The 24,017-nt window shown below is 41.2% G+C and carries 23 protein-coding genes; 11 read left to right on the plus strand and 12 right to left on the minus strand.

Annotated features, from left to right (window positions below; genetic code table 11):
• Nucleotides 1-48: 48 nt before the first annotated feature.
• The 6 genes from dnaQ to mnmD are packed head-to-tail and all read left to right on the plus strand — an operon-like array spanning nucleotide 49 to nucleotide 6,595.
• Nucleotides 49-1,347, plus strand: coding sequence for a DNA polymerase III subunit epsilon (gene dnaQ, locus HMPREF2573_RS07495; protein WP_003658268.1), 1,299 nt, complete (start codon nucleotides 49-51; stop codon nucleotides 1,345-1,347).
• Nucleotides 1,344-2,195 (plus strand): NAD(+) diphosphatase, encoded by an 852-nt coding sequence (gene nudC, locus HMPREF2573_RS07500; RefSeq protein ID WP_003659714.1) that lies wholly within the window; start codon nucleotides 1,344-1,346, stop codon nucleotides 2,193-2,195. Before dnaQ ends, nudC begins: the two co-directional genes overlap by 4 nt.
• A 13-nt stretch (nucleotides 2,196-2,208) precedes the next feature.
• Nucleotides 2,209-3,036 (plus strand): RnfABCDGE type electron transport complex subunit B, encoded by an 828-nt coding sequence (locus HMPREF2573_RS07505; protein WP_003659712.1) that lies wholly within the window; start codon nucleotides 2,209-2,211, stop codon nucleotides 3,034-3,036.
• Nucleotides 3,037-3,054: 18 nt separating this feature from the next.
• Entirely contained in the window at nucleotides 3,055-4,323 is a 1,269-nt protein-coding gene (locus HMPREF2573_RS07510; RefSeq protein ID WP_003659711.1) for a DUF2868 domain-containing protein, read from the plus strand.
• An 18-nt stretch (nucleotides 4,324-4,341) separates the two neighbouring features.
• Nucleotides 4,342-4,635 carry a YciI family protein gene (locus HMPREF2573_RS07515; RefSeq protein ID WP_042510321.1) on the plus strand — a complete coding sequence of 98 codons (294 nt, stop codon included), beginning with the start codon at nucleotides 4,342-4,344 and terminating at the stop codon, nucleotides 4,633-4,635.
• Between the two features lie 13 nt (nucleotides 4,636-4,648).
• A complete protein-coding gene (gene mnmD, locus HMPREF2573_RS07520; RefSeq protein WP_042510320.1) occupies nucleotides 4,649-6,595 on the plus strand; it encodes a tRNA (5-methylaminomethyl-2-thiouridine)(34)-methyltransferase MnmC2 in 1,947 nt (648 codons plus the stop codon).
• A gap of 31 nt (nucleotides 6,596-6,626) precedes the next feature.
• On the opposite strand, the gene HMPREF2573_RS07525 is transcribed toward mnmD, so the two are convergent.
• Complete coding sequence (locus HMPREF2573_RS07525; protein ID WP_003658280.1) at nucleotides 6,627-7,274, minus strand: MarC family protein; 648 nt, start codon at nucleotides 7,272-7,274, stop codon at nucleotides 6,627-6,629.
• 157 nt (nucleotides 7,275-7,431) lie between these two features.
• On the opposite strand from HMPREF2573_RS07525, the gene queC reads away from it, so the two are divergent.
• Complete coding sequence (gene queC, locus HMPREF2573_RS07530) at nucleotides 7,432-8,130, plus strand: 7-cyano-7-deazaguanine synthase QueC (protein ID WP_003658281.1); 699 nt, start codon at nucleotides 7,432-7,434, stop codon at nucleotides 8,128-8,130.
• A gap of 65 nt (nucleotides 8,131-8,195) precedes the next feature.
• On the opposite strand, the gene pyrF is transcribed toward queC, so the two are convergent.
• From pyrF to HMPREF2573_RS07575, 9 genes are all read right to left on the minus strand, one after another.
• The gene (gene pyrF, locus HMPREF2573_RS07535) at nucleotides 8,196-8,888 is read right to left on the minus strand and encodes an orotidine-5'-phosphate decarboxylase (RefSeq protein ID WP_003673820.1); all 693 of its coding nucleotides are present in this window, start codon (nucleotides 8,886-8,888) and stop codon (nucleotides 8,196-8,198) included.
• Between the two features lie 129 nt (nucleotides 8,889-9,017).
• Nucleotides 9,018-9,419 carry a lipopolysaccharide assembly protein LapA domain-containing protein gene (locus HMPREF2573_RS07540; RefSeq protein ID WP_003658285.1) on the minus strand — a complete coding sequence of 134 codons (402 nt, stop codon included), beginning with the start codon at nucleotides 9,417-9,419 and terminating at the stop codon, nucleotides 9,018-9,020.
• A gap of 18 nt (nucleotides 9,420-9,437) precedes the next feature.
• Nucleotides 9,438-9,737 carry an HU family DNA-binding protein gene (locus HMPREF2573_RS07545; RefSeq protein ID WP_003658286.1) on the minus strand — a complete coding sequence of 100 codons (300 nt, stop codon included), beginning with the start codon at nucleotides 9,735-9,737 and terminating at the stop codon, nucleotides 9,438-9,440.
• A 212-nt stretch (nucleotides 9,738-9,949) separates the two neighbouring features.
• Entirely contained in the window at nucleotides 9,950-11,626 is a 1,677-nt protein-coding gene (gene rpsA / locus HMPREF2573_RS07550) for a 30S ribosomal protein S1 (RefSeq protein ID WP_162837132.1), read from the minus strand.
• A gap of 230 nt (nucleotides 11,627-11,856) precedes the next feature.
• Entirely contained in the window at nucleotides 11,857-12,570 is a 714-nt protein-coding gene (gene cmk, locus HMPREF2573_RS07555; protein ID WP_003658292.1) for a (d)CMP kinase, read from the minus strand.
• Nucleotides 12,571-12,613: 43 nt separating this feature from the next.
• On the minus strand, nucleotides 12,614-13,159 hold the full coding sequence (tadA, locus tag HMPREF2573_RS07560) for a tRNA adenosine(34) deaminase TadA (RefSeq protein ID WP_100190769.1): 546 nt from the start codon (nucleotides 13,157-13,159) through the stop codon (nucleotides 12,614-12,616).
• A gap of 9 nt (nucleotides 13,160-13,168) precedes the next feature.
• Nucleotides 13,169-13,876 (minus strand): uracil-DNA glycosylase, encoded by a 708-nt coding sequence (gene ung, locus HMPREF2573_RS07565; RefSeq protein ID WP_003659698.1) that lies wholly within the window; start codon nucleotides 13,874-13,876, stop codon nucleotides 13,169-13,171.
• 7 nt (nucleotides 13,877-13,883) lie between these two features.
• Nucleotides 13,884-14,837, minus strand: coding sequence for an RDD family protein (locus HMPREF2573_RS07570; RefSeq protein ID WP_003659696.1), 954 nt, complete (start codon nucleotides 14,835-14,837; stop codon nucleotides 13,884-13,886).
• A gap of 376 nt (nucleotides 14,838-15,213) precedes the next feature.
• A complete protein-coding gene (locus tag HMPREF2573_RS07575) occupies nucleotides 15,214-16,359 on the minus strand; it encodes a beta-ketoacyl-ACP synthase III (RefSeq protein ID WP_003659694.1) in 1,146 nt (381 codons plus the stop codon).
• A gap of 308 nt (nucleotides 16,360-16,667) precedes the next feature.
• Here HMPREF2573_RS07575 and argF point away from each other — a divergent pair, with 308 nt between their 5' ends.
• Nucleotides 16,668-17,591: an ornithine carbamoyltransferase gene (gene argF / locus HMPREF2573_RS07580; protein WP_003658302.1), complete on the plus strand. Its 924-nt coding sequence runs from the start codon at nucleotides 16,668-16,670 to the stop codon at nucleotides 17,589-17,591.
• A 223-nt stretch (nucleotides 17,592-17,814) separates the two neighbouring features.
• Complete coding sequence (locus HMPREF2573_RS07585; RefSeq protein ID WP_003658305.1) at nucleotides 17,815-18,876, plus strand: L,D-transpeptidase family protein; 1,062 nt, start codon at nucleotides 17,815-17,817, stop codon at nucleotides 18,874-18,876.
• An 83-nt stretch (nucleotides 18,877-18,959) separates the two neighbouring features.
• On the opposite strand, the gene HMPREF2573_RS07590 is transcribed toward HMPREF2573_RS07585, so the two are convergent.
• Nucleotides 18,960-20,339: an outer membrane protein transport protein gene (locus HMPREF2573_RS07590; protein WP_003673094.1), complete on the minus strand. Its 1,380-nt coding sequence runs from the start codon at nucleotides 20,337-20,339 to the stop codon at nucleotides 18,960-18,962.
• A gap of 200 nt (nucleotides 20,340-20,539) precedes the next feature.
• Complete coding sequence (locus HMPREF2573_RS07595) at nucleotides 20,540-20,770, minus strand: SlyX family protein (RefSeq protein WP_003658309.1); 231 nt, start codon at nucleotides 20,768-20,770, stop codon at nucleotides 20,540-20,542.
• A gap of 194 nt (nucleotides 20,771-20,964) precedes the next feature.
• Here HMPREF2573_RS07595 and HMPREF2573_RS07600 point away from each other — a divergent pair, with 194 nt between their 5' ends.
• Entirely contained in the window at nucleotides 20,965-22,908 is a 1,944-nt protein-coding gene (locus HMPREF2573_RS07600) for an ATP-binding cassette domain-containing protein (RefSeq protein ID WP_070473093.1), read from the plus strand.
• Between the two features lie 48 nt (nucleotides 22,909-22,956).
• A complete protein-coding gene (locus tag HMPREF2573_RS07605; RefSeq protein ID WP_070473096.1) occupies nucleotides 22,957-24,000 on the plus strand; it encodes an LpxL/LpxP family acyltransferase in 1,044 nt (347 codons plus the stop codon).
• Nucleotides 24,001-24,017 lie beyond the last annotated feature (17 nt).

Consider the following 24,017-nt stretch of genomic DNA (forward strand, 5'->3'; position numbering starts at 1 on the left):
CAATGATTTATAATAGTCTAATTACTATCAATCATACGAGCAAACACCATGAGCCAACTTAATATCGCTTATACCGACGGCGCCTGTAAAGGCAATGGAAAACAAGGCGTATCTGCAGGCGGTTGGGGCGTGTATTTGCATTATTTCAATGGCGATGAGCGGCATCTGTGGGGCGGTGAGCCTGATACGACCAATAATCGCATGGAATTGATGGCTGCCATCACAGCTTTGGAGGCAACGCCTGCACAGATTCCTCTGCAACTTTGGACAGATTCAGGCTATGTTAAAGATGGCATAACTCAGTGGATTGGCGGTTGGAAGTTGCGTGGTTGGAAAAAAGCAGATGGCAAGCCTGTCTTAAATCAAGACCTATGGCAACGATTGGATCAGCTGACCCAAAATCGCATCATTGATTGGCAATGGATCAAAGGCCATGCTGGTCATGCTGGCAATGAGATGGCAGACCAACTGGCCAATAAAGGCGTTGATGGTTTTGGAGATGAGACCCTCCCCAATCCCATCGTTCACAATGACGAAAATTTTATGATAAATACACCCAAACCAAAACACCCCTATGCTTACAACACCATCCAAAACCCTGATTATGATGGTGATACCAGTCGTACCAATACTGATTTTTGGCCAATTTTACCCAAGCCTGACAATCGAGACGCACCCGAAAGACAGCTGATCATGGATACTGAAACCACAGGTTTTAATGAAGCTGGTGGTGATCGTATCGTTGAGGTCGGAATTGTTGAATTGGTTGGGCGTAAATTCACAGGCAATATTTTACATGTGTACATCAATCCTGAAAAACACATGGATGATGCAGTCATACAAGTTCATGGCATCAGTAATGCGTTTGTCGCAGATAAGCCCAAATTTGCTGAAGTTGCTCAGCAGATTTATGAGTTTATGGCAGGCAGTGAGGTCATTGCGCACAATGCCGCCTTTGATATGAAATTTTTAAACATGGAATTTAACCGTGCAGGTTTAAGTAATTTTGCAAACAGTGTTAAAGTTACCGATACACTAGCACTCGCCAAACAAATGTACCCTGGTCAAAAAAACAGCTTGGATGCCCTAGTAAAACGGCTTGGCGTCGGTCAAAAAGATCGTACCTTTCATGGGGCGTTGCTTGACTCGGAGATCTTAGCTGAGGTGTATTTGGCGATGACAGGCGGTCAAATCGCAATGGCAATTGACGATGATAACACTGGTGGCAGCAATACTCGTAGTACAGGATCTGCATTTTACGATTTATCTCAATATGCAGACTCACTGGCACTTTCTGAGTCTGACATTGAGGCTGATGCTCTATGGCGTGCCAAGGTGTTATCATGACAGCGAACATTTGGATCGTACAAGGCGATGGTATTTTATGTACAAGCGATGGTTTGCCATTTGTGCTTAAGTTGTCCAATGTACCAACCAAAGCCATTCATTTGGGTTTTGCCGAAACGCATCATAAGCAGTCTTTACTTTTGTGTTCACCAAATCAGTTGCCGATTAGTCATGCCATGGATATCAATGATGCCATCAAGCTTGGGTTGATTTTTGCTTATGGTGACGGCTATGACACCAAAACAGTCAGAAATCTAAAAATAGTCAGTTTTCGTGAATTTTTGACTGTGATGGATAATAAGATGCTAAACTTGATGGCTCGTGCAATCATGCTGATCGGTTGGCACAATGACCATCAGTTTTGTAGTCGCTGTGGTGCTAAGACGACACACCACCCCCAAGGAGAACATGCTAAAATTTGCCCAAAATGTCGTCATCATGCCTACCCTAGGGTACAGCCTTGTATTATTGTTGCCATCACTCGCATTCATCCCAAAACCCATAAACAACAAATTCTTTTGGCGCGTCATCACCACCATAAAAGTGGCATTTATGGCTTGATTGCAGGCTTTGTTGAAGTTGGTGAAACGCTGTCCATGGCAGTTCATCGTGAAGTATATGAAGAAGTGGGACTATTGATTGATGATATTCGATATTTTGATAGTCAGCCTTGGCCCCATCCAAGTAATCTGATGGTTGGCTTTATCGCCAATTATAAAGAAGGTCAAATCAACATTCAGCGTAATGAACTTGTCGATGCCCAATTTTTTGATATTGATCAGCTGCCACCCATTCCAAATCAAGGTACCATCGCATGCTCACTGATTCAAGCGGTGGTCACTGCCTAACTAATAAGATATCATGATTACATACACGACAGAACGCTTAGACAATTTACCCATCTTATTTCAGCCATTAAACTTACAAAGCTTAAGCAATGCTGATCGTCAGAGCATTGCCGCTATTGATGCTGCTTTACCGCAAACTCAATGCGGCTTATGCGGTCATCATGATGGCTGCCTGCCTTATGCTTATGGCATTGTCATGCACGGTGAAGCAATTAATTTATGTGTACCAGGCGGTCAATCCGTAACCGATACCATTGCAAATATACTAAACAAGCCTACCAAGCCTGCTACCCCAAGCCAATGGCAAATCGATCCACTAACCAACCGACCCAAAGAAGTACGGGCCATCATCCAAGAAGCGGACTGTATTGGTTGCACCAAGTGCATACCCGCCTGCCCTGTTGATGCCATCGTCGGTACCGCCAAACATATGCACAGCATCATTACCGATCTGTGTACTGGCTGTGAGCTATGCTTAGCCCCCTGCCCTGTAGATTGTATTGATGTCATACCGCACTTGCGTCAATTAAGTGATGCTGACAGAATCACAGAACAAAATCATCTGCGTCGCCGTTATCATCAGCATCTTGACCGAGTTGCCATGACCATCGAACAAGGCACAAAGCCGGTTGTGAGTACCATTGAATCTGCCATGGTGAATGTACTTAACCAACGCCAAAATACTGAAATTGATGAAATCCATGCCAAAAATGCAATTGCTGCGGCCAAGCTGCGTACCCAAATTAAAAAACTTAATAAACAATTAACACTCAAAGCTGATGCAGACCTACAAAATAAGCTTGACAAGCTAAATGCTAAGCTTAGTGAACTACAGCCCTGACGCTCATGAGAGTGCAACATGACAACCAAGACTAAAAAAGCACATCAGCATTTAGAAGTAATCAGACGGCTTGAAGCTCAAAATTATATTTTTACCCAAGATCCAAAAATCATCACCGAGGCTGTTAAGTTGGAAAATGGCACAGCATTTGATAAGCTATTTATCCGAGCTCAAAAAATTGACAGCGATGCACGCATTATGCAGATATTATCAGACACACAGCATGGTATCTTAAGTGTCATCAGACTGATTTATCTGCTTTATTTTATCTTCGCTCTCATTGGCGTTGCAAGTCTGCTTGGCACTCAAGCGATTAACTTTTTTTATTTGATGGTAGCGTTATTAGGTTGGCATACGCTTTCTTTGGTTTGGTGGCTGATATCACTTGCATTTTCGCACCGCCCATCGATGCTTAGCAGCGTCGTGGAACATATCGCCCTTAAAAATAAGCTGATTGAGAAGCTAAGTGCTTGTGATAAAAACATCCAAAAAGTTTGTTTTAGCGTCTTAAATGATACAATCAAACCCATCAAGCGATGGCAGATTGCCAGTATCTTACACGGCGCTTGGCTATTTGGCTTAATGGGTAGCATTTTGGGTATGCTGGGCTTATTTTTATTCAAAAGCTACAGTTTTCACTGGGAATCGACACTGCTGACCGATCATCATTTTGATCGTTTGATAACGATCATCGGCTATATTCCCAGTCAGTTGGGGATTGTGTTGCCCAGTGCGTCAAGTCAGACACCTGCACAATTTGCCATATTGGCGATGACAAGCGTTATCATCTATGCGATTTTGCCTCGTTTGGCAGCATATTTATATAGTCGTATCAAAGCACGCCAACAGTTTCGTATTGATACCAAAGCACCCTATTATGCCAATTTGATGAATTTTTATCGTCAAACCATCATTAATGCAGATGACTATCAGTCGCCTAAGCCTACAACGATTGCACCTATTGTATTAAGCGATCGATTAGTTATTGCTGCACTTGAAAAGCCTTATTATCATCATCCAATTCCAATCAATGCCATAAAAGATTTTGGCGTGATTGATACACACGCACAAATAAAGATGCTACTTGCAGACGCTTTGCACTTATCGGCACAAATTTATTTAATTATCAATACCGATACCGTACCTGATCGTGGCATAGTGCGTAAAGTAGAACGATTAGCTAGCCATCAATTTGGCATTATAGCGATGCTTGTTGGTGAGCAGATACACGATGATGCTTGGAAAGTGGCGCTAAATGAACGCCGTATCCCCATATTTAATCACTGATTCGTCCAAGGAGAAAACATGCCGTTATTTGTCATTATTGGTCACGATGTCGCTGACAGCCTAGATCAACGTACCAAAGCCAGACCTGCACATCTTGAACGCTTAAATACGCTGATGGCGCACAATCGGCTCATTCTTGCTGGTCCCACGCCGATCGCACATGGAGAGCCTGCCATGAGTGGTAGCGTGGTGGTGGCTGAATTTGAGGATATTCATGCCGCCAAAGCTTGGGCAGAAGCAGATCCTTATATCATCGCAGGCGTGTATCATCATGTCGATGTTAGGCCTTTTATCCAAGTTCTTCCTAAGTAGTATGAGGCAACTCATGACAGACACGCTAAAAACCGCTGATATCGTATGGAAAGAAGATCACAATGGTTGTCTTATCCCCACATCACGGCATTTTGATGATATCTATTTTTCACAAGCTGGCGGTTTAAGCGAGACTTACCATGTGTTTATTCATGGTAATCGGTTAACCGAACGATTTGGTCAGTTAACCAAAAACGAGCGTTTTGTGATTGCCGAAACTGGATTTGGTACAGGATTAAACTTTTTGGCAGTTTGCCAGCTTTGGCAAAAAATAGCCCCAAAATCTACTCGATTACACTTTATTAGTACCGAAAAATATCCGCTTGGTCATGATGATTTTGCACAAGCATTATCTGCATGGCGTACTGACGACAGTTTTGGCGATTGGGTAGATGCGTTGATTCAGGTTTATCCACTGCCTTTGGCAGGATGCCATCGACTGCATCTGAGCGAAAAGATTACTTTGGATTTATGGTTTGGTGAGGCTTTAGATACCCTTAATGAAATTGCCAATAATCAACATGAGCATAGCATACGCATTGATGCTTGGTTCTTGGATGGTTTTACCCCTGCCAAGAATCCAGATATGTGGAGTGATGCACTATTTAAGGCGATGGCACAGCTTTCACATCGCAAGACGACAGTTGCAACCTTTACTGCGGCAGGATTTGTACGCCGTGGCTTGATTGATGCAGGGTTTGATATGGTTAAGTCAGCAGGCTTTGGGCGAAAAAGACAAATGCTATGCACAGCACCAATGCCAAATCAGCCTACCTTAAACCATTATCAGATAGGTTTTAAGCCCAAAAAGATCGCAATTATCGGCGGCGGTATCAGCGGCGTAAGCACCGCCGCTGCCTTAAGCTATCGTGGGCATGTGGTGCATTTGTTTGAGCCTGATGATATTATGGCAGGTGCGTCAGGTAATCCGTGTGCATTATTTTCACCCAAACTAACCTTGCTGGATCATGCCACCAATCACCTGCCTACGGTCAGTTTTTTGTATTCATATCGCCATTATAAAGCAATGAATTTGTACTCACAAATATTTGATCAGATTGGCGTTCTTGATTTTTTATTACCCAGTCAAAAAACTGCCAAAAAAAGACAAGCACTGATTGATGAATATCCAAAGTCGTTAATCAGTACCCACTATCCACAAAAAGACAGTTCTGCACTTGGCCAAGATCTGCGACAAACAGATATCGTTGCACACATTCCCATGGGCGGTATTTTATACCCGATTAACATTGCCAAGTTACTAAAAAAGCATTTTATACATCACCCTTTTAAGGTCGTACGCTTTCAAGAGCAAGAAAATAGGGTGGTATTGACAGCTTTTGATGGGCAAAGTCATCAAAATTTCAGCTTTGATCAAGTCGTGATCGCTGCAGGATTTGCCAGCCATCTCATTGATAATCGGCTGTTTAATTGCCGAAAAATTCGTGGTCAAGTTACTTGGCTTGCTCTTACCAACGGCGATGATCCAAAAAAGCCAACTCAAGCGACCAACGCCATCAAATACGACGGTTATAGCACCGAGTTTTTTGACTCTAAGAGCCAATCAAAATCCTTACTATTTGGCGCAAGCTTTATTCGCAATAATACAGAAACAAAGCTAAGCGATGATGAGCATCTTAGTAACTTTCAAAAATTTAGCCAAGCTTTGCCCAACTATTGCCAGTCTTTAAATATCTCTAAAGATACTCATTTTGAAGGTCGTGTTGGGATTCGTGCCCAAACGCCAGATTATCACCCTTTGGTCGGCAAACTTTCCGATAGTGACCATATTTTTTGTCTGTACGGCATGGGATCTAAAGGCTTTAGCTTTGCCCCTTTTTGTGCCGAAATATTGGCTGATCTGATGGATGGGGGCATTTTGCCCATGTCATCTAAGCTATTGGCGAAACTATCGCCAAACCGTGATCGGCTAAACACGCCCATCCAAGAAGAAGATTAAAGATATTTTTGGTTTTAATTATTTGGGCTGATTATAATAAATTTGGAAAAATGGTTCTTAGACCTGCCACAACGATTTCTATCGCCACAGCTGCTAAAATAATCCCCATAATACGATTGATGATATTTAAGCCAGTATCGCCAAGCAATTTACTAATCCGCCCTGCTGCCATTAAAGACAAATAGCATAAAATACTGATGCATAAACCTGCAACAATGATGAGCGACATTCCCACAATACCACTTACTTGAGATGAGTAGATAATGACAGTGGAAATACCGCCAGGCCCAACCATCATTGGTATCGCCAGAGGCACCACGGCAATGCCAGTCAAAGAGCTTGGATCTTTTGCCTTGGGCTGGGATAATTCCAGCTCATCTTCATTGGGTTTGACAGGATTATTACCATCATTCATCATGCCAAGTGCAATCAAAAATAGCAAGATACCGCCTGCAACTCGAAACGACCCCAACGAGATGCCCAAACCACGCAACATGATCTCACCAAATAATGAAAAAAATGCAATCGCAATAAACACTGTTGCACTGGCAATCCGTGCAACACGGCGTTTATCCTCATAACTGTATCCATGCGTAAAATTAACGAACATTGCCAAAGCTGCCGATGGGTTAATCAGCACGATAAAGGCTAGAATAATTTTGATAATCTCAACTTCCATTCATTCCTCGGTACAGCAAATTTATATCGATTATGGCTACTTATTTTATCATGCTTTGGCAGTGTTTGTATTAATGAAAGGAATTTACCTAAAAAATAGTTGAAATATGTCATAATTTGGAGTATCTTTCTTGAAACTTTATCCAATGAAATGTCATATGAATAATAACCAAAATGCCGTTGTATTATTTTCAGGCGGTTTGGATTCGACCACCTGCCTGTACTGGGCAAAATCACAATTTAAAACTGTCACTGCGGTCAGCTTTTGCTATGGCCAACGCCATTCAAGTGAACTTCATGCCGCTCAAAATATCGCCAAAAAGCTTAGCGTTAGACATCATGTCATTGATATTGATATCGCAAAACTTGGTGGCTCGGCATTGACCGATATGAATCTATCGGTGCCAAATCACGATGAGTCTGTCACCTATAGCGATGCTGATCAGGTCGCACCGATTACTTATGTACCTGCACGCAACACCATCTTTTTATCTTATGCGTTGGCAGTTGCTGAAGTGACGCAAGCATCCGCCATCATCATTGGCGTAAGTTCGGTAGATTATTCAGGATATCCTGACTGTCGCCCTGACTATATCGCTGCCTTTGAAACTATGGCAAACCTTGCTACCGTTTCAGGTAGGCAAGGCAACCACCTATCCATTATTGCACCATTACAAAATTTATCAAAAGCCGATACCTTAACGCTTGGTATCTCATTGGGTGTGGACTACTCAATGACCGTTTCATGCTATCAAGCCGATGCGTTGGGCCGTGCGTGTGGTCACTGCGACAGCTGCCATCTGCGTAAACAAGGCTTTATGGATGCTAAGATTGCCGATCCAACACGCTATCAATAAAAAGACTTATTCATTACCATAAATTAAGCCCTGTTTGGTAACAGGGCTTAATCATGTTAGTAAAATCAAATACCAGCTAAGATTGTATGAAGCTTATCATTAGGATTGGATGCATTTGTAATTGAACGCCCTATGACCAAATAATCCGAGCCATTTTGTAGTGCTTGAGCTGGTGTGCAAATGCGAGCTTGATCATCTTTAGCATCCTCGACCAAGCGAATGCCGGGCGTAATTAGTCTAAACTGTTTGCCAAATTTTTGTTTCAGAAGCTGTGCTTCTTGAGCTGAGCAAACAACGCCGTCCAATCCTGAATCATGAGTTAATCCTGCCAAATGGCATACCTGCTCACTCACCGAACGCTGAATGCCAAGCTCGGATAAATTAGCTTGTGTCATAGAAGTTAGCACAGTGACCGCAATCAATAATGTATCATAGCCCCCATCTTGTAAGCGGCTCTTGCACAAACGCATCGTATCAGTGCCAACCATGGCATGAATATTGGTCATCCATACACCCATATCAGCTGCCGAAAGTACTGCTTGTGCTGTGGTATTTGGGATATCGTGGAATTTTAAATCTAAAAAGACTTCAAAGCCACGCTCATGAAATGCCTTAATGATTTGGATACCACATACAGTAAATAACTCTTTACCCACTTTTAGGCGACACAGTGCTGGGTCTAAGCTGTCCGCCAAGGATAGTGCATCGTTTAAATTATGCTTATCAACAGCTACAATGATGGGTGAGGTAATTGCCATAAAATATCCTTGTGACCAATCATAAAAAGCCGTAGATGGTGGCTTTTTATTAAATTATGACGGCAATCATAGCATATTTTAATGGCATTCGCAATTTAGAATAACAGCCATCATTCATCAGGCATTGAGTTATAAATTTGGATGATGACAGCCATCATTGGTAACTTGTTGTAAAGTAGCATCAGCCAAGGTTGGCTTATTTGTCTGATACTCAAGTTCTAATCTGCGAATTTCTTCAGCTTGTTGTGCCAGTTGAAGATTGGCTTCACCAAGCTTGGCTTGAATGGATGCTTTTTCTTTTTTGAGACGACTGATTTCCCACTTATTTTGAAAAACACGAAATAATAACAGTGCAAGCAAAATCCCAATCAAAATGCCTAAAAAAATTGTTGCAACTAAAACTAAACCCAAGCTCATATTTGCAACACTTGAAAATAATAAATTAACAGCGATTGCTTGATTATTGAGAACGACAAGTGCCAAAGAATAAGCAAATGCCAGCACCAATAGGATGATTAAAATAATATGCATAATTAACCCTTTGTTTAGTCAGTCATTAACCAAATTCACCGATTCACGCAGTGCCTTACCAGGCTTAAAGTAAGGAGTGGCTTTGGCCTTAACAGAGACACTCTCGCCTGTGCGTGGGTTACGAGCAATGCGTGCAGAACGGTGATGTAAACAAAAGCTACCAAAACCTCTAACTTCAATACGCCCATCATACACCAACTCATTAACCATCATCGCAATCATTAGGCGTACTGCTTCATCAACAACATCTTCTTCTAACTCTTCACAGACTGATGCCAAATTTGCAATCAAATTAGATTTATTTATTACCGCTTGCATACGACCTACCTCAATCACAAATCAAGCTTTTTATCAAAAAAGCTGGAAATAATAACTTAAAACACAAAAAAAGAAAATAATTTTTTTGTTAAAATGTCACACATTCAAAATACATTCAAACCGTTAAAAATGATATTGAATCAATTTACTGCAATAAAAAGAGCGATGACCAACACCGCTCTTTTTAATAGGCTTAATCATATTCAGGACAATCAACCTTTAAGCTGCTCACCGAAAATATCGCCAAGTGTTTTTGGCTGTGTTTCAGCTGCTGTATTAGAAAGCTCTTTAATGGCTTGACGCTCATCAGCTTCATCTTTTGCCTTGATTGATAGGCTAATATTGCGAGATTTACGGTCAACGCCGACAATTTTAGCTTCTACTTCATCGCCAACGCTCAAGACTTTAGAGGCATCTTCGGTACGCTCACGAGCAATATCTGCAACACGCAAATAACCTTCAACTTCATCGGCCAAAGTAATCACCGCACCTTTAGCATCCACTTCTTTTACTGTACCTTTAACGATAGCACCACGATCATTTGATAGCAAGTATTCATTAAATGGATCAGAGTTTAGCTGCTTAATGCCTAGGCTGATACGGTTTGCTTCTGCATCAACAGACAATACGACCGCCTCAACGGTATCACCTTTTGAGTAATTGCGGATGGCTTCCTCACCAGACTCAGTCCATGAAATATCAGATAGGTGTACCAAACCATCAATACCACCTTCTAGACCAATAAACAGACCAAAGTCAGTGATTGATTTGATGGTACCGCTGATTTTTTGACCTTTTTCATGGTTTTTATCAAACTCAGCCCATGGATTTGGCATGGTTTGTTTGATACCAAGGCTAATACGGCGACGCTCACCATCAATCTCAAGAACCATCACATTCACCTCATCGCCCACTTGAACAACTTTTGATGGGTGAATATTTTTGTTCGTATGGTCCATTTCAGAGACATGCACCAAACCTTCAATACCTTCAGCGATTTCAGCAAAGCAGCCATAATCAGTTAGGTTGGTTACACGCGCTTTGGTGATGGTACCCACTGGATAAGTTTGCTCAACTTCAGTCCATGGGTCAGCACCCAATTGTTTTAGACCCAAGCTAACACGGTTACGCTCACGGTCAAATTTAAGAACTTTTACTTTAAGGTCTTGACCGACTTCCACTGCTTCTGATGGGTGCTTGATACGCTTCCACGCCATATCGGTGATGTGCAATAGACCATCAATACCGCCTAAATCAACAAATGCACCATATTCAGTTAGATTCTTAACGATACCTTCTACTTCCATGCCCTCTTCTAACTTGGCTAGTAGCTCATCACGCTCTGCTGAATTTTCAGCTTCCATAACAGCACGGCGTGATACAACGATATTGTTGCGTTGTTTATCAATTTTAATGACTTTAAATTCAAGCTCTTTGCCTTCTAGGTGTGTCGTTTCACGAACTGGGCGAACATCTACCAATGACCCTGGAAGGAATGCACGCACTGAACCGATCTCAACAGTGAAACCGCCTTTAACTTTAGATGAAATAACGCCTTTAACGATTTCATCATTTTCGTGTAGTTGTTCAAGCGCACGCCAGCTTTCTTCACGCTTCGCTTTTTCGCGTGAAAGCACAGTTTGACCCATGCCGTTATCTACAGCTTCAACTACAACATCAATGCTGTCGCCTACTGCCACTTCAAGCTCGCCAGCTTCGTTTAAGAACTCTTCACGAGCAACGATACCTTCAGATTTAAGACCTGTATCAACTGTAATCCAATCGCTGTCAATAGCAACGACTGTTCCTGAAATCACTGAGCCACGCTCAATGTTAAGACCTTGTTCTGATTGGCTTGCTTCAAACAGTTCAGCAAATGATACCATTATATTTACCTTAAAAATTAGCCGTAGCCTGTCCAGCACAGTACGGTTCAAGTGATGTATAGTCATTAAGAAATGCTGGTTTTAAACTTAATGACAACACAAAAATATATTAAACCTGTTAATTATAGCAGATTATAATCCCAATAGATAGTATTTTTTATGTTTTATCTCTTAAATGACAAACTTAAATGGCAAAGTCTTAATTAATAAAGTTATTTTTAGTCAGCGTATCATCATTCAGATAATTTTTGTTCTATAAACTGCATTGCTTCTTCAAAAACCAAATCGGCTGACTTATCTGAACTATCAATCAATAACGCATCATCGGCAGGACGACTTGGGGCAACTGATCGATTTTCATCTCGCTCATCTCGTGCGATGATATCCGCCAATATATCATCAAAATTTGCCTGTTTTCCTGCTTGAGTTAATTGAGTAACACGCCTTTTGGCACGAGCCTGAGCGCTTGCAGTGAGATAAATTTTTGCATGGGCATGAGGAAAAATCACCGTACCCATATCTCGCCCATCTGCCACCAAGCCAAGCTTGTTATCTGCGATATTTCTTTGTAAGTCAAGCAGTGCTGAGCGTACTTTTGGAAATGCTGCAACAATAGAAGCATAGCCGCCGACAGTTTCATTACGGATATCATCACGCAATGGCTTTTTATCAACATAAATATCAATGGCTCGTGTTTTAGCGTTTGGGCAAAAACTTAAATGAAGCGACTGCACCAAATCAGATAAGGCAAGCTCATCAGGGGTGTTATCAAGTAATCCTGCTTGATAAGCCATCAGCCCAACAATACGATACAACGCACCGCTATCTAATAGCTCAAAACCAAAATGCTCTGCCAGCCGATAAGCCAGCGTACCTTTACCCGCACCGCTTGGGCCATCAATGGTGATAATGATTGGTTTATCTGAATTTATCTGTAAATCAGTCATAAAATTGTGTTTTTTCATAGATATGGTAAGGTATGTTAAATTATTAGGCTTGGGTTTTTAATGCTCTTTTTTCTTGGCGTCGCTGCCTAAAAAAACCACTCAATAAGGCACTACTTTTATCTGCCAAAAGTCCGCCATAAACACTTAAGTGATGGTTATAAAACACCTGTTCTGGTAATTTTAGCTGACTTACAACAACGCCAGCTTTCGGTTCAAATGCACCAAACACAACACGGCTTATGCGAGCATGAATCAGCGCACCAAAGCACATCGTGCAAGGCTCTAGCGTTACATAAAGTATACAGCCTTTTGGTAGGCGATAGTTATTTAGCGTCTCACACGCCCGCCGTACTGCCACAATTTCAGCGTGTGCTGTCGGATCTTGGGTAGTGATTGGGCAATTATAGCCTTCACCTAAGATCCTACCCTCGTATACAACCACTGCACCGACAGGAATTTCACCAAACTTAGCACCTTGTTTGGCAATCTCCAAAGCACGATTCATCATCTCAACATCATGCATCGACCAAAAGTGATACTGATCATAACTGATATTAGAATTATTAATGTAATGAAATGGCACTATCATATTTGGCAACTATTGAGGCAAAGCCCAATTGATCGGTGTTTTGCCATGGCGTTGCAAATACTCGTTTGTGCGTGAAAATGGTCGAGTGCCAAAAAATCCCCCACGATTTGCCGCCAAAGGTGAAGGATGGCTTGCGGTTAGCACCAAGTGTTTTGATGTATCAATAAATCGACCTTTATGTTTTGCATAGCTGCCCCATAATATAAAAACCGTCTGGTCGGTATAATTATTAATGGCTTCAATGACGGCATCAGTGAACTCCTCCCAACCTTGTTTTTGATGACTGCCAGCAAGACCTGCTTCAACGGTCAAGGTGGCATTCAGCAGTAATACGCCTTGCTTAGCCCAAAAGCTAAGATCGCCATGACGACTGATGGGCACGCCCAAATCATTTGATAGCTCTTTTAAGATATTTTGAAGGCTGGGCGGTTTTGGGATAAGTTTAGGTACCGAAAAAGACAACCCCATGGCCTGACCTATGCCATGATAGGGGTCTTGGCCTAAAATGACCACTTTAACTTGAGATAATGGCGTTAAATGAAATGCGTTAAATATTTGATTTTTTGGGGGATAAATATTTTTTTGTTGATGATATTGCATCTTTAAAAAATCACGCAATTTATCCATATTTTCGCTAATCAAGGCAGGTGCAAGCGCCTGCTTCCAGTCATTGGGCAGCTGTACTCGCTCAAGAATGGCTTGTTGTTCTGGCGTCATGATTTTCTCACTTATCTGATTTTTTCTTAAATTTTACCTCAGATGCCTTCACAACAATAGTACCTGCCAATTTGTCATGCCAACCTTGTTTAATTGGGCTGCGTGCTGCCATGATATAATTAATCATCAATAAAATCAGCGCCATATTAATGGCGATTGGCAGAGCACTTGCCAACTGATAGATAAAAAATAGCACGACAACACGCAAGACAAATCGCTTGAAAAAATTTGGTTTTTCTAAAGTTTTTGTATCTACAGTACGAATGCCTGCGACCAGTTTACCAAATGACTGTGCTCGGACTATAATTAAGATAAGCTGAATGATTAAATAGGCAGCAATCAAAATGCTTGATAGTGTCATCGTTTGTGCAGGTATCTGCGTTGCCAATTCTTGGGCATAAGCCATGCGTGTCTCAAAATCGCCTGTATTTAGTAGAACTGGATCAGGGTTTAGTGCCATAAACTGCTGTAAAAAAGGCATCAGTGCCAACATAAATAGCACAAAGTTAATCATCACCGCCATAAATCTTGAACCAATGGTTGCCAAAACTGCCTGCGTATTCTGACTAATCGCCACATCAGATGTTCGACTGGACGACTGATCATTTGTATCATCAGACGGCTGAACGGGTTTTTTACCATACAGCTCATCTACACTGATACGCTTAGGTTTATCGGTAGATTGGGTGCGATCAGAGTGAAAATCTACATTATCACCAAATCCTCTTGTTTTGGTTTTGTGCTGAATCTCAGCCAAAGTTGCTGGTTTAGGTGGTAGCGTACTATTGGGCTGATAATAGGATTGATTTTGGGTTAAGTCGCCCAAGCGTTGCCAAGTGGTCATTGGTGAGTGCCAAATCAAATCATCAAGCCGTACCTCACCAGATGCTAACATGGTATTAAGCTCTTCGAGTGTATACGGTCCTGCCTGCACTTGGTTTCTTGCCAAATAAATTTTCATAAATTACTCAATTAAAATAAATTCTTATCATCGAGCTATTGTAAACCAAAAGCCCAAAATAAAAAAGACATGATCGCCATGCCTTTTGTCTGTACAAATGTTTTTTGATTGCTTGATTGACGAAGCAACAAATCTTTTAACAAAATAGTATATTAGTAAAACTTAATTATCGTTTGTGCTGGTAATCACCAAACCACTCAGCTACCTGAAGCGACTATCGTAAGGCATTGCCTTTGTAGGTGAGTTAATTGCCATTGATAGGTTTTGTAGGTTTGGACTGAATTTATGGATAAAATTTCAAAAGTATCTGATTAAATAGACGCTTTTGATTGGTCTTGTTAATTAATATATCTTAACTTAATAATTAATTATAATTTTATACTTTTTTGAGTAATACCGATCCAATTGAATAACCAGCACCAAAAGAACACATTACGCATAGATCTTCGCTTTCAACACCGTCTTGAGTCTCATGGAACGCTACCACAGGGCTTGCTGAACTGGTATTGCCATATTCTGCAATGACAACAGGTGCAATGGATTTATCCGCATCTTTTCCAACGACCGTACGCAAAATCAAATCAATCATATTAATATTGGCTTGATGTAGCCACATACGCTTAATTTGATCGGCTGATAAGTTATTTTCGGTCAAATGTATGGTAATGATTTCTGAAACTTTGGGGCAAACTTCACGGAATACCTTACGCCCTTCTTGTAAGAAAAGCTTATCAGTAACTGGCTCTTTGATGTCTGCATACATTTGTGTATCTGCTGCCAAAAACTCGCTACGATCCATAAAACCGTACTCATTTTTAATATTGGCAGAAAATTGTGTGTATAGCTTACTGTCAAGAATTTCATAACCTTTTGGGGTTGACAACTCCTCAACGATCGTCGCAGCCGCCACATCACCAAAAATAAAGTGGCTATCACGATTACGCCAATTAAGATGCGCTGAGGTAATTTCAACATTTAGCACAGCGATTTTTTTGCCAAGCCCTGCTTTGATGCTGCCTACCGCTTGGGCAATGCCAAAAGTCGCCGCACTACAAGCCACATTCATATCATAAGCAAAGCCATGCTGCATACCGATGGCATGTTGAATCTCGATGGCGATGGCAGGATAGCAACGCTGGAAATTTGATGATGCACAAATAATACCATCTAGGTCATCAGCCGTCAGCTTGGCACGATCCAAAGCATCTTTGAGTGCTGCTAAACCCATCTCTGCCATCACTGACAACTCCTCGCCAAGTTTGCGAGCAGGAAAAATAGGCGCCATGATTTTGGGATCTAAAATTCCTTTTTTATCAATCACATAACGAGATTTGATACCAGATGCCTTTTCGATGAATTCGCTTGATGAGTGCTGAAGGGCCACCTTATCACCTGCTGCGATTGCCTTAGCGTGTTCGGCATTATAATTATCAACATAAGTATTAAATGCAGCCACCAACTCATCATTGCTAATTTGATAAGCAGGTTTATAAAGACCGGTTGCCGTTAAATAAATTCCCATAAATTACTCCTAGTCATCATTGGCTTAGCATGGATAAAACCCATGGCATATCCTTTTGGTAAATTTTGAATCTCAATAATTTTATCACAAATAAATGTAACGAGTTGTAAAAATATACGCTTGTTTACATAAAATATTTGCCAAATCAAAATAAATAATTAATTTTCAGTGAGTTACGATCATTTGACAAATTTCTTAAACATAACAACCCATATCACTTAAAAAACAAATTATCGTTAAATGATAGCCAAGCCCCATATCCATGCTATACTACAAATTTGCCCTGATTGTTAAAGGAATATTTTATCATGAGCGTACGCCATTTTCGTAATCTTTTAGATATGACGCCTGCCGAGCTTGAGGCTATCATCAGTCGTGCAAGCAAGCTGCGTCAAATGCAGCAGTGTGGCGAGATTTATCGTCCGTTTGTGGGGCGTACGCTTGGCATGATTTTTGAAAAATCCTCAACTCGCACACGCATCTCTTTTGAGGCTGGTATGGGTCAATTTGGTGGTCATGCCATCTTTTTATCGCCAAAAGATACACAGCTTGGTCGAGGCGAGCCTATCGAAGACTCCGCCAAGGTGATTTCAAGTATGGTTGATATCATCATGATTCGCACTTTTGAGCATGACAAGCTGGATTTATTTTGCAAGCATTCGTCTGTACCTGTGATTAATGCGTTGACTGATGATTTTCATCCGTGCCAGTTGCTTGCTGATATGCAGACCTTTCATGAACATCGAGGCAGCATCAAAGGCAAAACTGTCACTTGGGTCGGTGATGGTAATAATATGTGTGCCTCTTATATTTTGGCAGCTCATCAATTCGGCTTTCAGTTGCGTGTGACAGCACCATATGGATTTGAGCCGAATCCTAAGCTCATCGAAGAGTATAGCCACTGCGTCACTTATGTTGAAGACCCTCAAGAGGCTGCCAAAGGGGCACATCTGATTACAACTGATGTATGGGCGAGTATGGGTCAAGAATCTGAACAAATGACGCGTGCACGCCGATTTGCTCCTTATCAGGTTAGCCCTGCCATGCTTGATAAGGCTGATCCTGATGTTTTGTTCATGCACTGCTTGCCTGCCCATCGTGGCGAAGAAATCAGCTTTGATCTGTTAAACGATCCCCGTTCTGTGGTTTGGGATGAAGCCGAAAACCGATTGCACGCCCAAAAAGCACTGATGGAATTTCTTCTTAAAGATAAAATTAATTTAAGTTCATAAATTTAAATTCTAAATATCATGCCATGTCTTGATGACAACGACAAAACTTGGGGGTATATCTGTATAAAAGCAGATACAATGCTGACTTATGTCAGCGAATGACAGCCTTAAAATCAATCAATCATTTGGCTTAGAAATTTTAACCCTGATTATCCATCATGTTTAAAATTGTGGTGAGTTTTTGGTCGTGATATAATAGCGTATATTTTTTTTAGGATTTATTATGACATTAATTAAGCCTTTAAGCTTAGTAATGATAAGCTTACTAAGCATCGGCATTGCTCATGCCAATACTGATGGCGATATTATCTCAGGCGAGGTCATCGTCCCAACCCAAACCGATGATACTGTCATTAACAGTATCGAGCAAGGGGGTAAGCGTACAACAATACACAATTTGGACGAATACGCTCGTCGTGTCAATGAGTCGCTATGGACACAAGACATGAAAGTCAATACTGCCATGACCGTAAAAATGCAAGTATTGCTTGACTGGAATCACGCCTCCCCTGGCCCTATTGATGGTGGTTGGGGCATGAATTCAAAAAAAGCATTAATGAATTTTCAAAAAATCAAGGGGCTTGAGCCAACGGGTAAAATGAACCAAGCTACTTGGGATGCGTTAAACCAAAATATTGCGACCAATCAACCTGTTTTGGTCAGTTATACCATTACCGAAGCTGATGCTAAAGGTCCTTATAAAACCCTACCCAATGATGCAGAATCTCGTTCAAAGTTAAAAGCTTTAGGCTATGAAAGTATTCAAGAGATGCTTGGTGAAAGGTTTCATATGGATGTGGCATACCTAAAAAAACTCAACCCAAATAAACGCTTTGTTGCTGGCGAAAGCATTACGGTTATTAATACTGGCAAGCCATTTGAAGGCGTTGTTACTCGTGTGGTTGCTGATCGTAAAGATAAGATTTTATATGCTTATCATGAAGACCAGCTTGTCGCCACTTACCCAACAACGGTTGGCGGTGAGGCAAGTACAACACCAGGCGGTAAGTACAAAATCATCAATAAAGTTAAAATGCCAACTTATAAGGCCACCGTCAATCGTGATGATGAAGACAACAAAGTCTATTATTTACCACCAGGACCAAACAGTCCTGTCGGTGTGGTTTGGATGGGATTAAATAAACCCAGCTATGGTATTCATGGTTCGCCCATACCAGAGGGTATTAGTCGTCAATCGTCGCTGGGCTGCATTCGTCTGACCAATTGGGATGTGCTAGAATTGGTCGCTGTCATCGAAAATGGTGCGACGGTTGAGATTCGTTAATTTTTTAACCAACTAATAAAAATAGCTTGAAAATTCAAGCTATTTTTTATATTTAGGACATTTTTGTATGATTTAGCATGAGATTATTTGGCGTGATAAGCAAGCTTAACGCCCAAGGCATAGCCATCATTACTATCAAAGTTACCTACTTTATCTTTGGTTGGTAGCTGTGCTTGAGCATCTCCAAATTTAAAGTATTTACCACCCAAAGACAGCGACCATTCAGGTGTAACATTATAACGCGCACCTAAGCCCAATGAATAATAGCCTTTGATAGGACCTAAGCTACTTGCAGGGTTACCTGCACCACTATCCCAACCTACCGCACCTGAAACAGCCAAACGATCGCTAACACGCTTACCCAAACCAACTTCAGCCGACCATTGGTCTTTGTCATAGCTGATGATTGGTAAACCCTGTGGATAACGAAGTTTTGTGGTTTCTGTATACTGTGTTGGGCGAATGTCAAAATCAGACCATGGTACATAGCGTACTTTGGCAGTTAATAGCGTTGTTGGATTCACACCAGTTTGAAAATCTAAGTTCCATGAGTCAGGCAAAGTAACTTTAAAATCCTTTTTACCCGCATAGCCCGTAACAGGAATGGTTTCGGCAATTTCAGAGTCATGCTCAATCTCAGAGCGATAGGTCAAAGCGGCTTTTAGGGCAATTTCGGGTTTATAAAATGCCAAACCTGCCGCCCAGCCCAATTGAGTATCTGTTGCAATTTTGGCATCATAACCTGTCATGACTTGATAAGCAGGACCACGCAAATGCACTTCGCCCTTAACTCTTTGAGCCACAGGACCGCCATAGATTTGGAAATTTTTATTAGCACCCAATTTGGCACCGACTAACATGGTTAGGTTGTTGGTGCGAATTTCGACATTAGTCTTTTGACCGTCAGTTGCTTCTGCATGTGCAGCCGCTGCTCTTAATCGGTCAGCAATGGGTTTGGCTTGTGCTGAATTGGTTTCTACGATTGATGCTACTGCCAAAGCACGCTGAGGTGATTTAACACTGTCTAAAACTGGCTTAATTGATTTATAAGCAAGGCTATCGTTTAATTGTGCTTTTGTAGCCTGATTGATAGCTTGGGCAAAAATTGTTGCTGTTGCATTTTTATCTGCCACAAAATTACTATTACCATCATACTTAATTGCTGCACCAAATGGCTCATCGTACAGCACACCCACACTAAAGGTGTCGTTGATGTCTGCTTTAACGCCATAACGGAAAAAATCATAAGCTTCGGCAATATCACCTGTATCTTTGCCTGAGGTATCTTTACCGGTAACATTGGCATCAATATAAGTATAAACGGTTTCGGCATAAGTGCCATCTTGTAAAAAAGCAGTCACATCTTGCCCTGAGCGATCCAGGCCTGCTGCTTGTGCTGCGGTTGCGGTTAGGGTTGAAAATACCGCCAAACTCAGCGCTTTGTATCCAAATTTTAAGCTCATCACTTTCTCCAAAAAGTCAGTCCTTACAATATGTAAAACCGTCCATACTTCTTTATAGAACAGTACAAAAGTCTTACACATTTGTATCTTAAATGAAATTTAATCACAAAACAAGTAAAATATATATATTTTCTTACAATTTTTAGCGTTTATTTTCATTTGTTTGATGGTTGATATTTGATTGTGTAAATCAATCGGATTTAATAATGTGGCGGTCTATCAGCCAATAAATCAAATGTAGCAATGCCTACATCGTCTTGCTTGGCTTGGATATGTTGGTACATCAGTTTTAACTGATCTTGCAAATCTCTTAAATCACGGTCTTGGCGAGCAATAATTTTACTAAGCTCATCACAAGTATCCTCCAAAAAGCTGATGCGTGTTTGTAGATCAATTAAGGTAAAATCTTTGGTAAATAAGACATCAGGCATAAAAATATCAACTCATTTATTGGGTATTAAGGTTTTGGATTAAGGTTTTTGGGTAAATCTTTGACCAATTTGGCTTATTTTACGACATAACGCACAATTTTTGGTTAAAATTTGATATGATAGTTAGTCTATTGGTTTTTGACAATCTTTCATCACTTTTTTATCATTGATTTTACTGTATCGCTTTTCATCTTATGGCTTTAATTCACTTAAAAAATATTCATTTAGCCTTTGGCACAGCGCCGATTTTAGATGGCGTTCATTTCACCCTAAAACCCAATGAACGCGTTTGTTTGATTGGTCGAAATGGTGAAGGCAAATCCACCTTATTTAAGCTGATTATGCGTCAAATACATGCTGATGATGGTGAGATACTCATCAAAGATGGTACAAAAATTGCCATGCTGGCACAAGATGTGCCAAATGAGTCGGCCAGCGTCCTTGACGTGGTGATGGAGGGTGATGACAAAGTTGCCCAAGCCTTAAAAAACTATCATCAAGCCAGTGCAGACTGTGCCATGGGCGACAATGAAGCCTGTGATGTCATGAGCGGTCTTCAGCAAACCTTAGACGCTCTGAACGGTTGGGACTTGGAGCGGCGTGCGCGTGCATTGATTGACAGCATGGGGCTTGATGCCGATGCTTGCTTATCAACATTATCAGGGGGTCGTAAACGCCGTGTTTTGTTAGCACAGGCTTTGGTAACAAATCCTGATGTGCTACTTTTAGACGAGCCAACCAACCATTTAGATATTGAAAGCATCACTTGGCTTGAAAAATTTTTATTGAATGAACGATTAACCGTTCTTTTCATCTCGCATGATAGGAAGTTTATTGATACACTTGCCACTTATATCATCGAGCTTGACCGTGGTCAACTCTCTGGCTATGATGTGACGCAAGGTGTGGGTGGCTACGCACGCTACCAAGAGTTAAAAGCGCTTGAACTTGCCAGTGAAGAAAAATCATTTGCCGAATTTGATAAAAAGCTTGCCCAAGAAGAAGTTTGGATTCGCCAAGGCATTAAAGCACGCCGCACCCGTAATGAAGGTCGTGTCCGTGCCTTAAAAGCCATGCGTGAAGAGCGAAAAGCACGCCGTGATGTGTTGGGTACTGTCCAAATTAGCCAAAACAATAGCGAAAAATCTGGAAAAATTGTTTGTGAAGTCAATCACTTAACTTTAGAATACGACAATAAAACCTTAGTTAAGGATTTTTCAACGCTGCTTGTTCGTGGTGATAAAGTTGGTATCATTGGCAAAAATGGCGTTGGCAAAACAACCTTAATTAAAAGCATTTTGGGTTTGGATGATTCAGCGATTCAATCAGGTTCGGTTAAGCTTGGCACCAATCTAAATATTGCTTTTTTTGACCAACTCAAAGACGACCTAGACCCTGAAAAATCTATCGCAGATAATGTTTCAGAAGGCTCTGATCATGTCGATGTTGGTGGAAAAACTACGCACATTTTAAGCTATTTGCAAGATTTTTTATTCACGCCAAATCGTGCTCGCACACCTGTTAAAGCACTATCAGGCGGTGAAAAAGCACGCGTTTTATTGGCCAAATTATTGCTAAAACCTGCCAATGTTTTGGTGCTAGATGAGCCTACCAATGATTTGGATATGGCAACACTTGAGCTTTTAGAAGATTTTGTGGTCAATTTTAAAGGCACGGTATTACTCATCAGCCATGACCGTGCTTTTATGGATAATGTTGTTACCCAAACTTGGGTATTTGATACTGATAAGTACGGCGACGGTATCGTTTTGGAATATGTTGGCGGTTATGAAGACTATGTACAACAGCATGAAAGATGGCTTGCTCATCACGCCACAGACAATAAACCTAAGGCTACAAAACCCGCTGAACCCATCCAAATCAAACCACCTCAATCAGGCGTTGCCCAAAAACGCAAACTCAGCTATAAAGAGCAGCGTGAACTTGAAGATTTGCCTAATGAAATTGCTGCACTTGAACAAGAGCAGGCACAGCTTGCCAAAAAGATTGAAGATGGTTCATGGTTTAGTACCGATTTGGCGGCAGCAACGAAGGCTGGTGAGCGATTGGTAGAGATTGATGAGCTTTTGATGATGAAGCTTGAGCGATGGGATGAGCTTGAAAATATGACCCAATAAACTTTAAAATACAGGTTTAAACAGTACCATTAATAAAGAATATGATCCATGAGTTGCCATCATCAGCATAAGCAGACACCCAAACACGCCATATCCATTAAGCATATGCCAAGCTTGACAGATATTCATAAACAAAGTAGCCAAGCTGAGCCAAAATCGTTTGAATGGGCGTTTTTACATCCCAAATATTGGGGAGTTTGGCTGGCTTTTGCGTTGATTTTACCGCTGATTTTTCTACCGCTGCGTTGGCAGTTTTGGATCGGCAAGCGTCTTGGCATTTTGGTACATTACTTAGCTAAAAGCCGAGTTCAAGACACTCTAACCAACCTGCAGCTTACCTTCCCAAATCAACCAAAATCAAAACACAAGGCCACCGCACGGCAAGTATTTATTAATCAAGGTATTGGTATTTTTGAAAGTTTATGTGCATGGTTTCGCCCTAATGTCTTTAAACGCACTTTTAGCATTTCTGGTTTACAGCATTTGATTGATGCCCAAAAACAAAATAAAGCGGTGATTTTACTTGGTGGACATCGCACAACGCTTGATTTGGGCGGTCGGTTATGTACACAGTTTTTTGCGGCGGACTGCGTGTATCGCCCACAAAACAACCCTTTGCTTGAATGGTTTATCTATAATGCACGCCGCTGTATCTTTGATGAGCAAATCTCAAATCGTGATATGAAAAAACTCATCACTCGGCTCAAACAAGGTCGGATAATTTGGTATTCACCTGATCAAGATTTTGGTCTTGAGCATGGCGTGATGGCGACCTTTTTTGGTGTGCCTGCAGCAACGATTACCGCTCAGCGTCGTCTTATTAAGCTGGGTGATAAAGCCAATCCTCCTGTCATCATCATGATGGATATGCTCAGACAAACGCCCGATTATATCGCAAAAGGTCACCGTCCACATTATCACATCAGCCTAAGCGCTGCGTTAAAAAATTATCCCAGCGATGACGAAACCGCCGATGCTGAACGCATCAATCGACTGATTGAGCAAAATATTCAAAAAGATTTAACCCAGTGGATGTGTTTTCATCGCCGCTTTAAAACTCAAGCCGATGACACCAATTACTATCAACATTAATGATAATTATTAATTTG

Origin of the sequence: Moraxella sp. HMSC061H09 (assembly GCF_001809255.1) — a bacterium.
Lineage (GTDB): Bacteria > Pseudomonadota > Gammaproteobacteria > Pseudomonadales > Moraxellaceae > Moraxella > Moraxella catarrhalis.

Excerpts from the sequence above, each read along its gene's own strand:
- dnaQ (WP_003658268.1), top strand. The coding sequence starts at position 49 with ATGAGCCAACTTAATATCGCTTATACCGACGGCGCCTGTAAAGGCAAT.
- nudC (WP_003659714.1), top strand. The coding sequence starts at position 1,344 with ATGACAGCGAACATTTGGATCGTACAAGGCGATGGTATTTTATGTACA.
- HMPREF2573_RS07505 (WP_003659712.1), top strand. The coding sequence starts at position 2,209 with ATGATTACATACACGACAGAACGCTTAGACAATTTACCCATCTTATTT.
- HMPREF2573_RS07510 (WP_003659711.1), top strand. The coding sequence starts at position 3,055 with ATGACAACCAAGACTAAAAAAGCACATCAGCATTTAGAAGTAATCAGA.
- HMPREF2573_RS07515 (WP_042510321.1), top strand. The coding sequence starts at position 4,342 with ATGCCGTTATTTGTCATTATTGGTCACGATGTCGCTGACAGCCTAGAT.
- mnmD (WP_042510320.1), top strand. The coding sequence starts at position 4,649 with ATGACAGACACGCTAAAAACCGCTGATATCGTATGGAAAGAAGATCAC.
- HMPREF2573_RS07525 (WP_003658280.1), bottom strand. The coding sequence starts at position 7,274 with ATGGAAGTTGAGATTATCAAAATTATTCTAGCCTTTATCGTGCTGATT.
- queC (WP_003658281.1), top strand. The coding sequence starts at position 7,432 with ATGAATAATAACCAAAATGCCGTTGTATTATTTTCAGGCGGTTTGGAT.
- pyrF (WP_003673820.1), bottom strand. The coding sequence starts at position 8,888 with ATGGCAATTACCTCACCCATCATTGTAGCTGTTGATAAGCATAATTTA.
- HMPREF2573_RS07540 (WP_003658285.1), bottom strand. The coding sequence starts at position 9,419 with ATGCATATTATTTTAATCATCCTATTGGTGCTGGCATTTGCTTATTCT.
- HMPREF2573_RS07545 (WP_003658286.1), bottom strand. The coding sequence starts at position 9,737 with ATGCAAGCGGTAATAAATAAATCTAATTTGATTGCAAATTTGGCATCA.
- cmk (WP_003658292.1), bottom strand. The coding sequence starts at position 12,570 with ATGACTGATTTACAGATAAATTCAGATAAACCAATCATTATCACCATT.
- tadA (WP_100190769.1), bottom strand. The coding sequence starts at position 13,159 with ATGATAGTGCCATTTCATTACATTAATAATTCTAATATCAGTTATGAT.
- ung (WP_003659698.1), bottom strand. The coding sequence starts at position 13,876 with ATGACGCCAGAACAACAAGCCATTCTTGAGCGAGTACAGCTGCCCAAT.
- HMPREF2573_RS07570 (WP_003659696.1), bottom strand. The coding sequence starts at position 14,837 with ATGAAAATTTATTTGGCAAGAAACCAAGTGCAGGCAGGACCGTATACA.
- HMPREF2573_RS07575 (WP_003659694.1), bottom strand. The coding sequence starts at position 16,359 with ATGGGAATTTATTTAACGGCAACCGGTCTTTATAAACCTGCTTATCAA.
- argF (WP_003658302.1), top strand. The coding sequence starts at position 16,668 with ATGAGCGTACGCCATTTTCGTAATCTTTTAGATATGACGCCTGCCGAG.
- HMPREF2573_RS07585 (WP_003658305.1), top strand. The coding sequence starts at position 17,815 with ATGACATTAATTAAGCCTTTAAGCTTAGTAATGATAAGCTTACTAAGC.
- HMPREF2573_RS07590 (WP_003673094.1), bottom strand. The coding sequence starts at position 20,339 with ATGAGCTTAAAATTTGGATACAAAGCGCTGAGTTTGGCGGTATTTTCA.
- HMPREF2573_RS07595 (WP_003658309.1), bottom strand. The coding sequence starts at position 20,770 with ATGCCTGATGTCTTATTTACCAAAGATTTTACCTTAATTGATCTACAA.
- HMPREF2573_RS07600 (WP_070473093.1), top strand. The coding sequence starts at position 20,965 with ATGGCTTTAATTCACTTAAAAAATATTCATTTAGCCTTTGGCACAGCG.
- HMPREF2573_RS07605 (WP_070473096.1), top strand. The coding sequence starts at position 22,957 with ATGAGTTGCCATCATCAGCATAAGCAGACACCCAAACACGCCATATCC.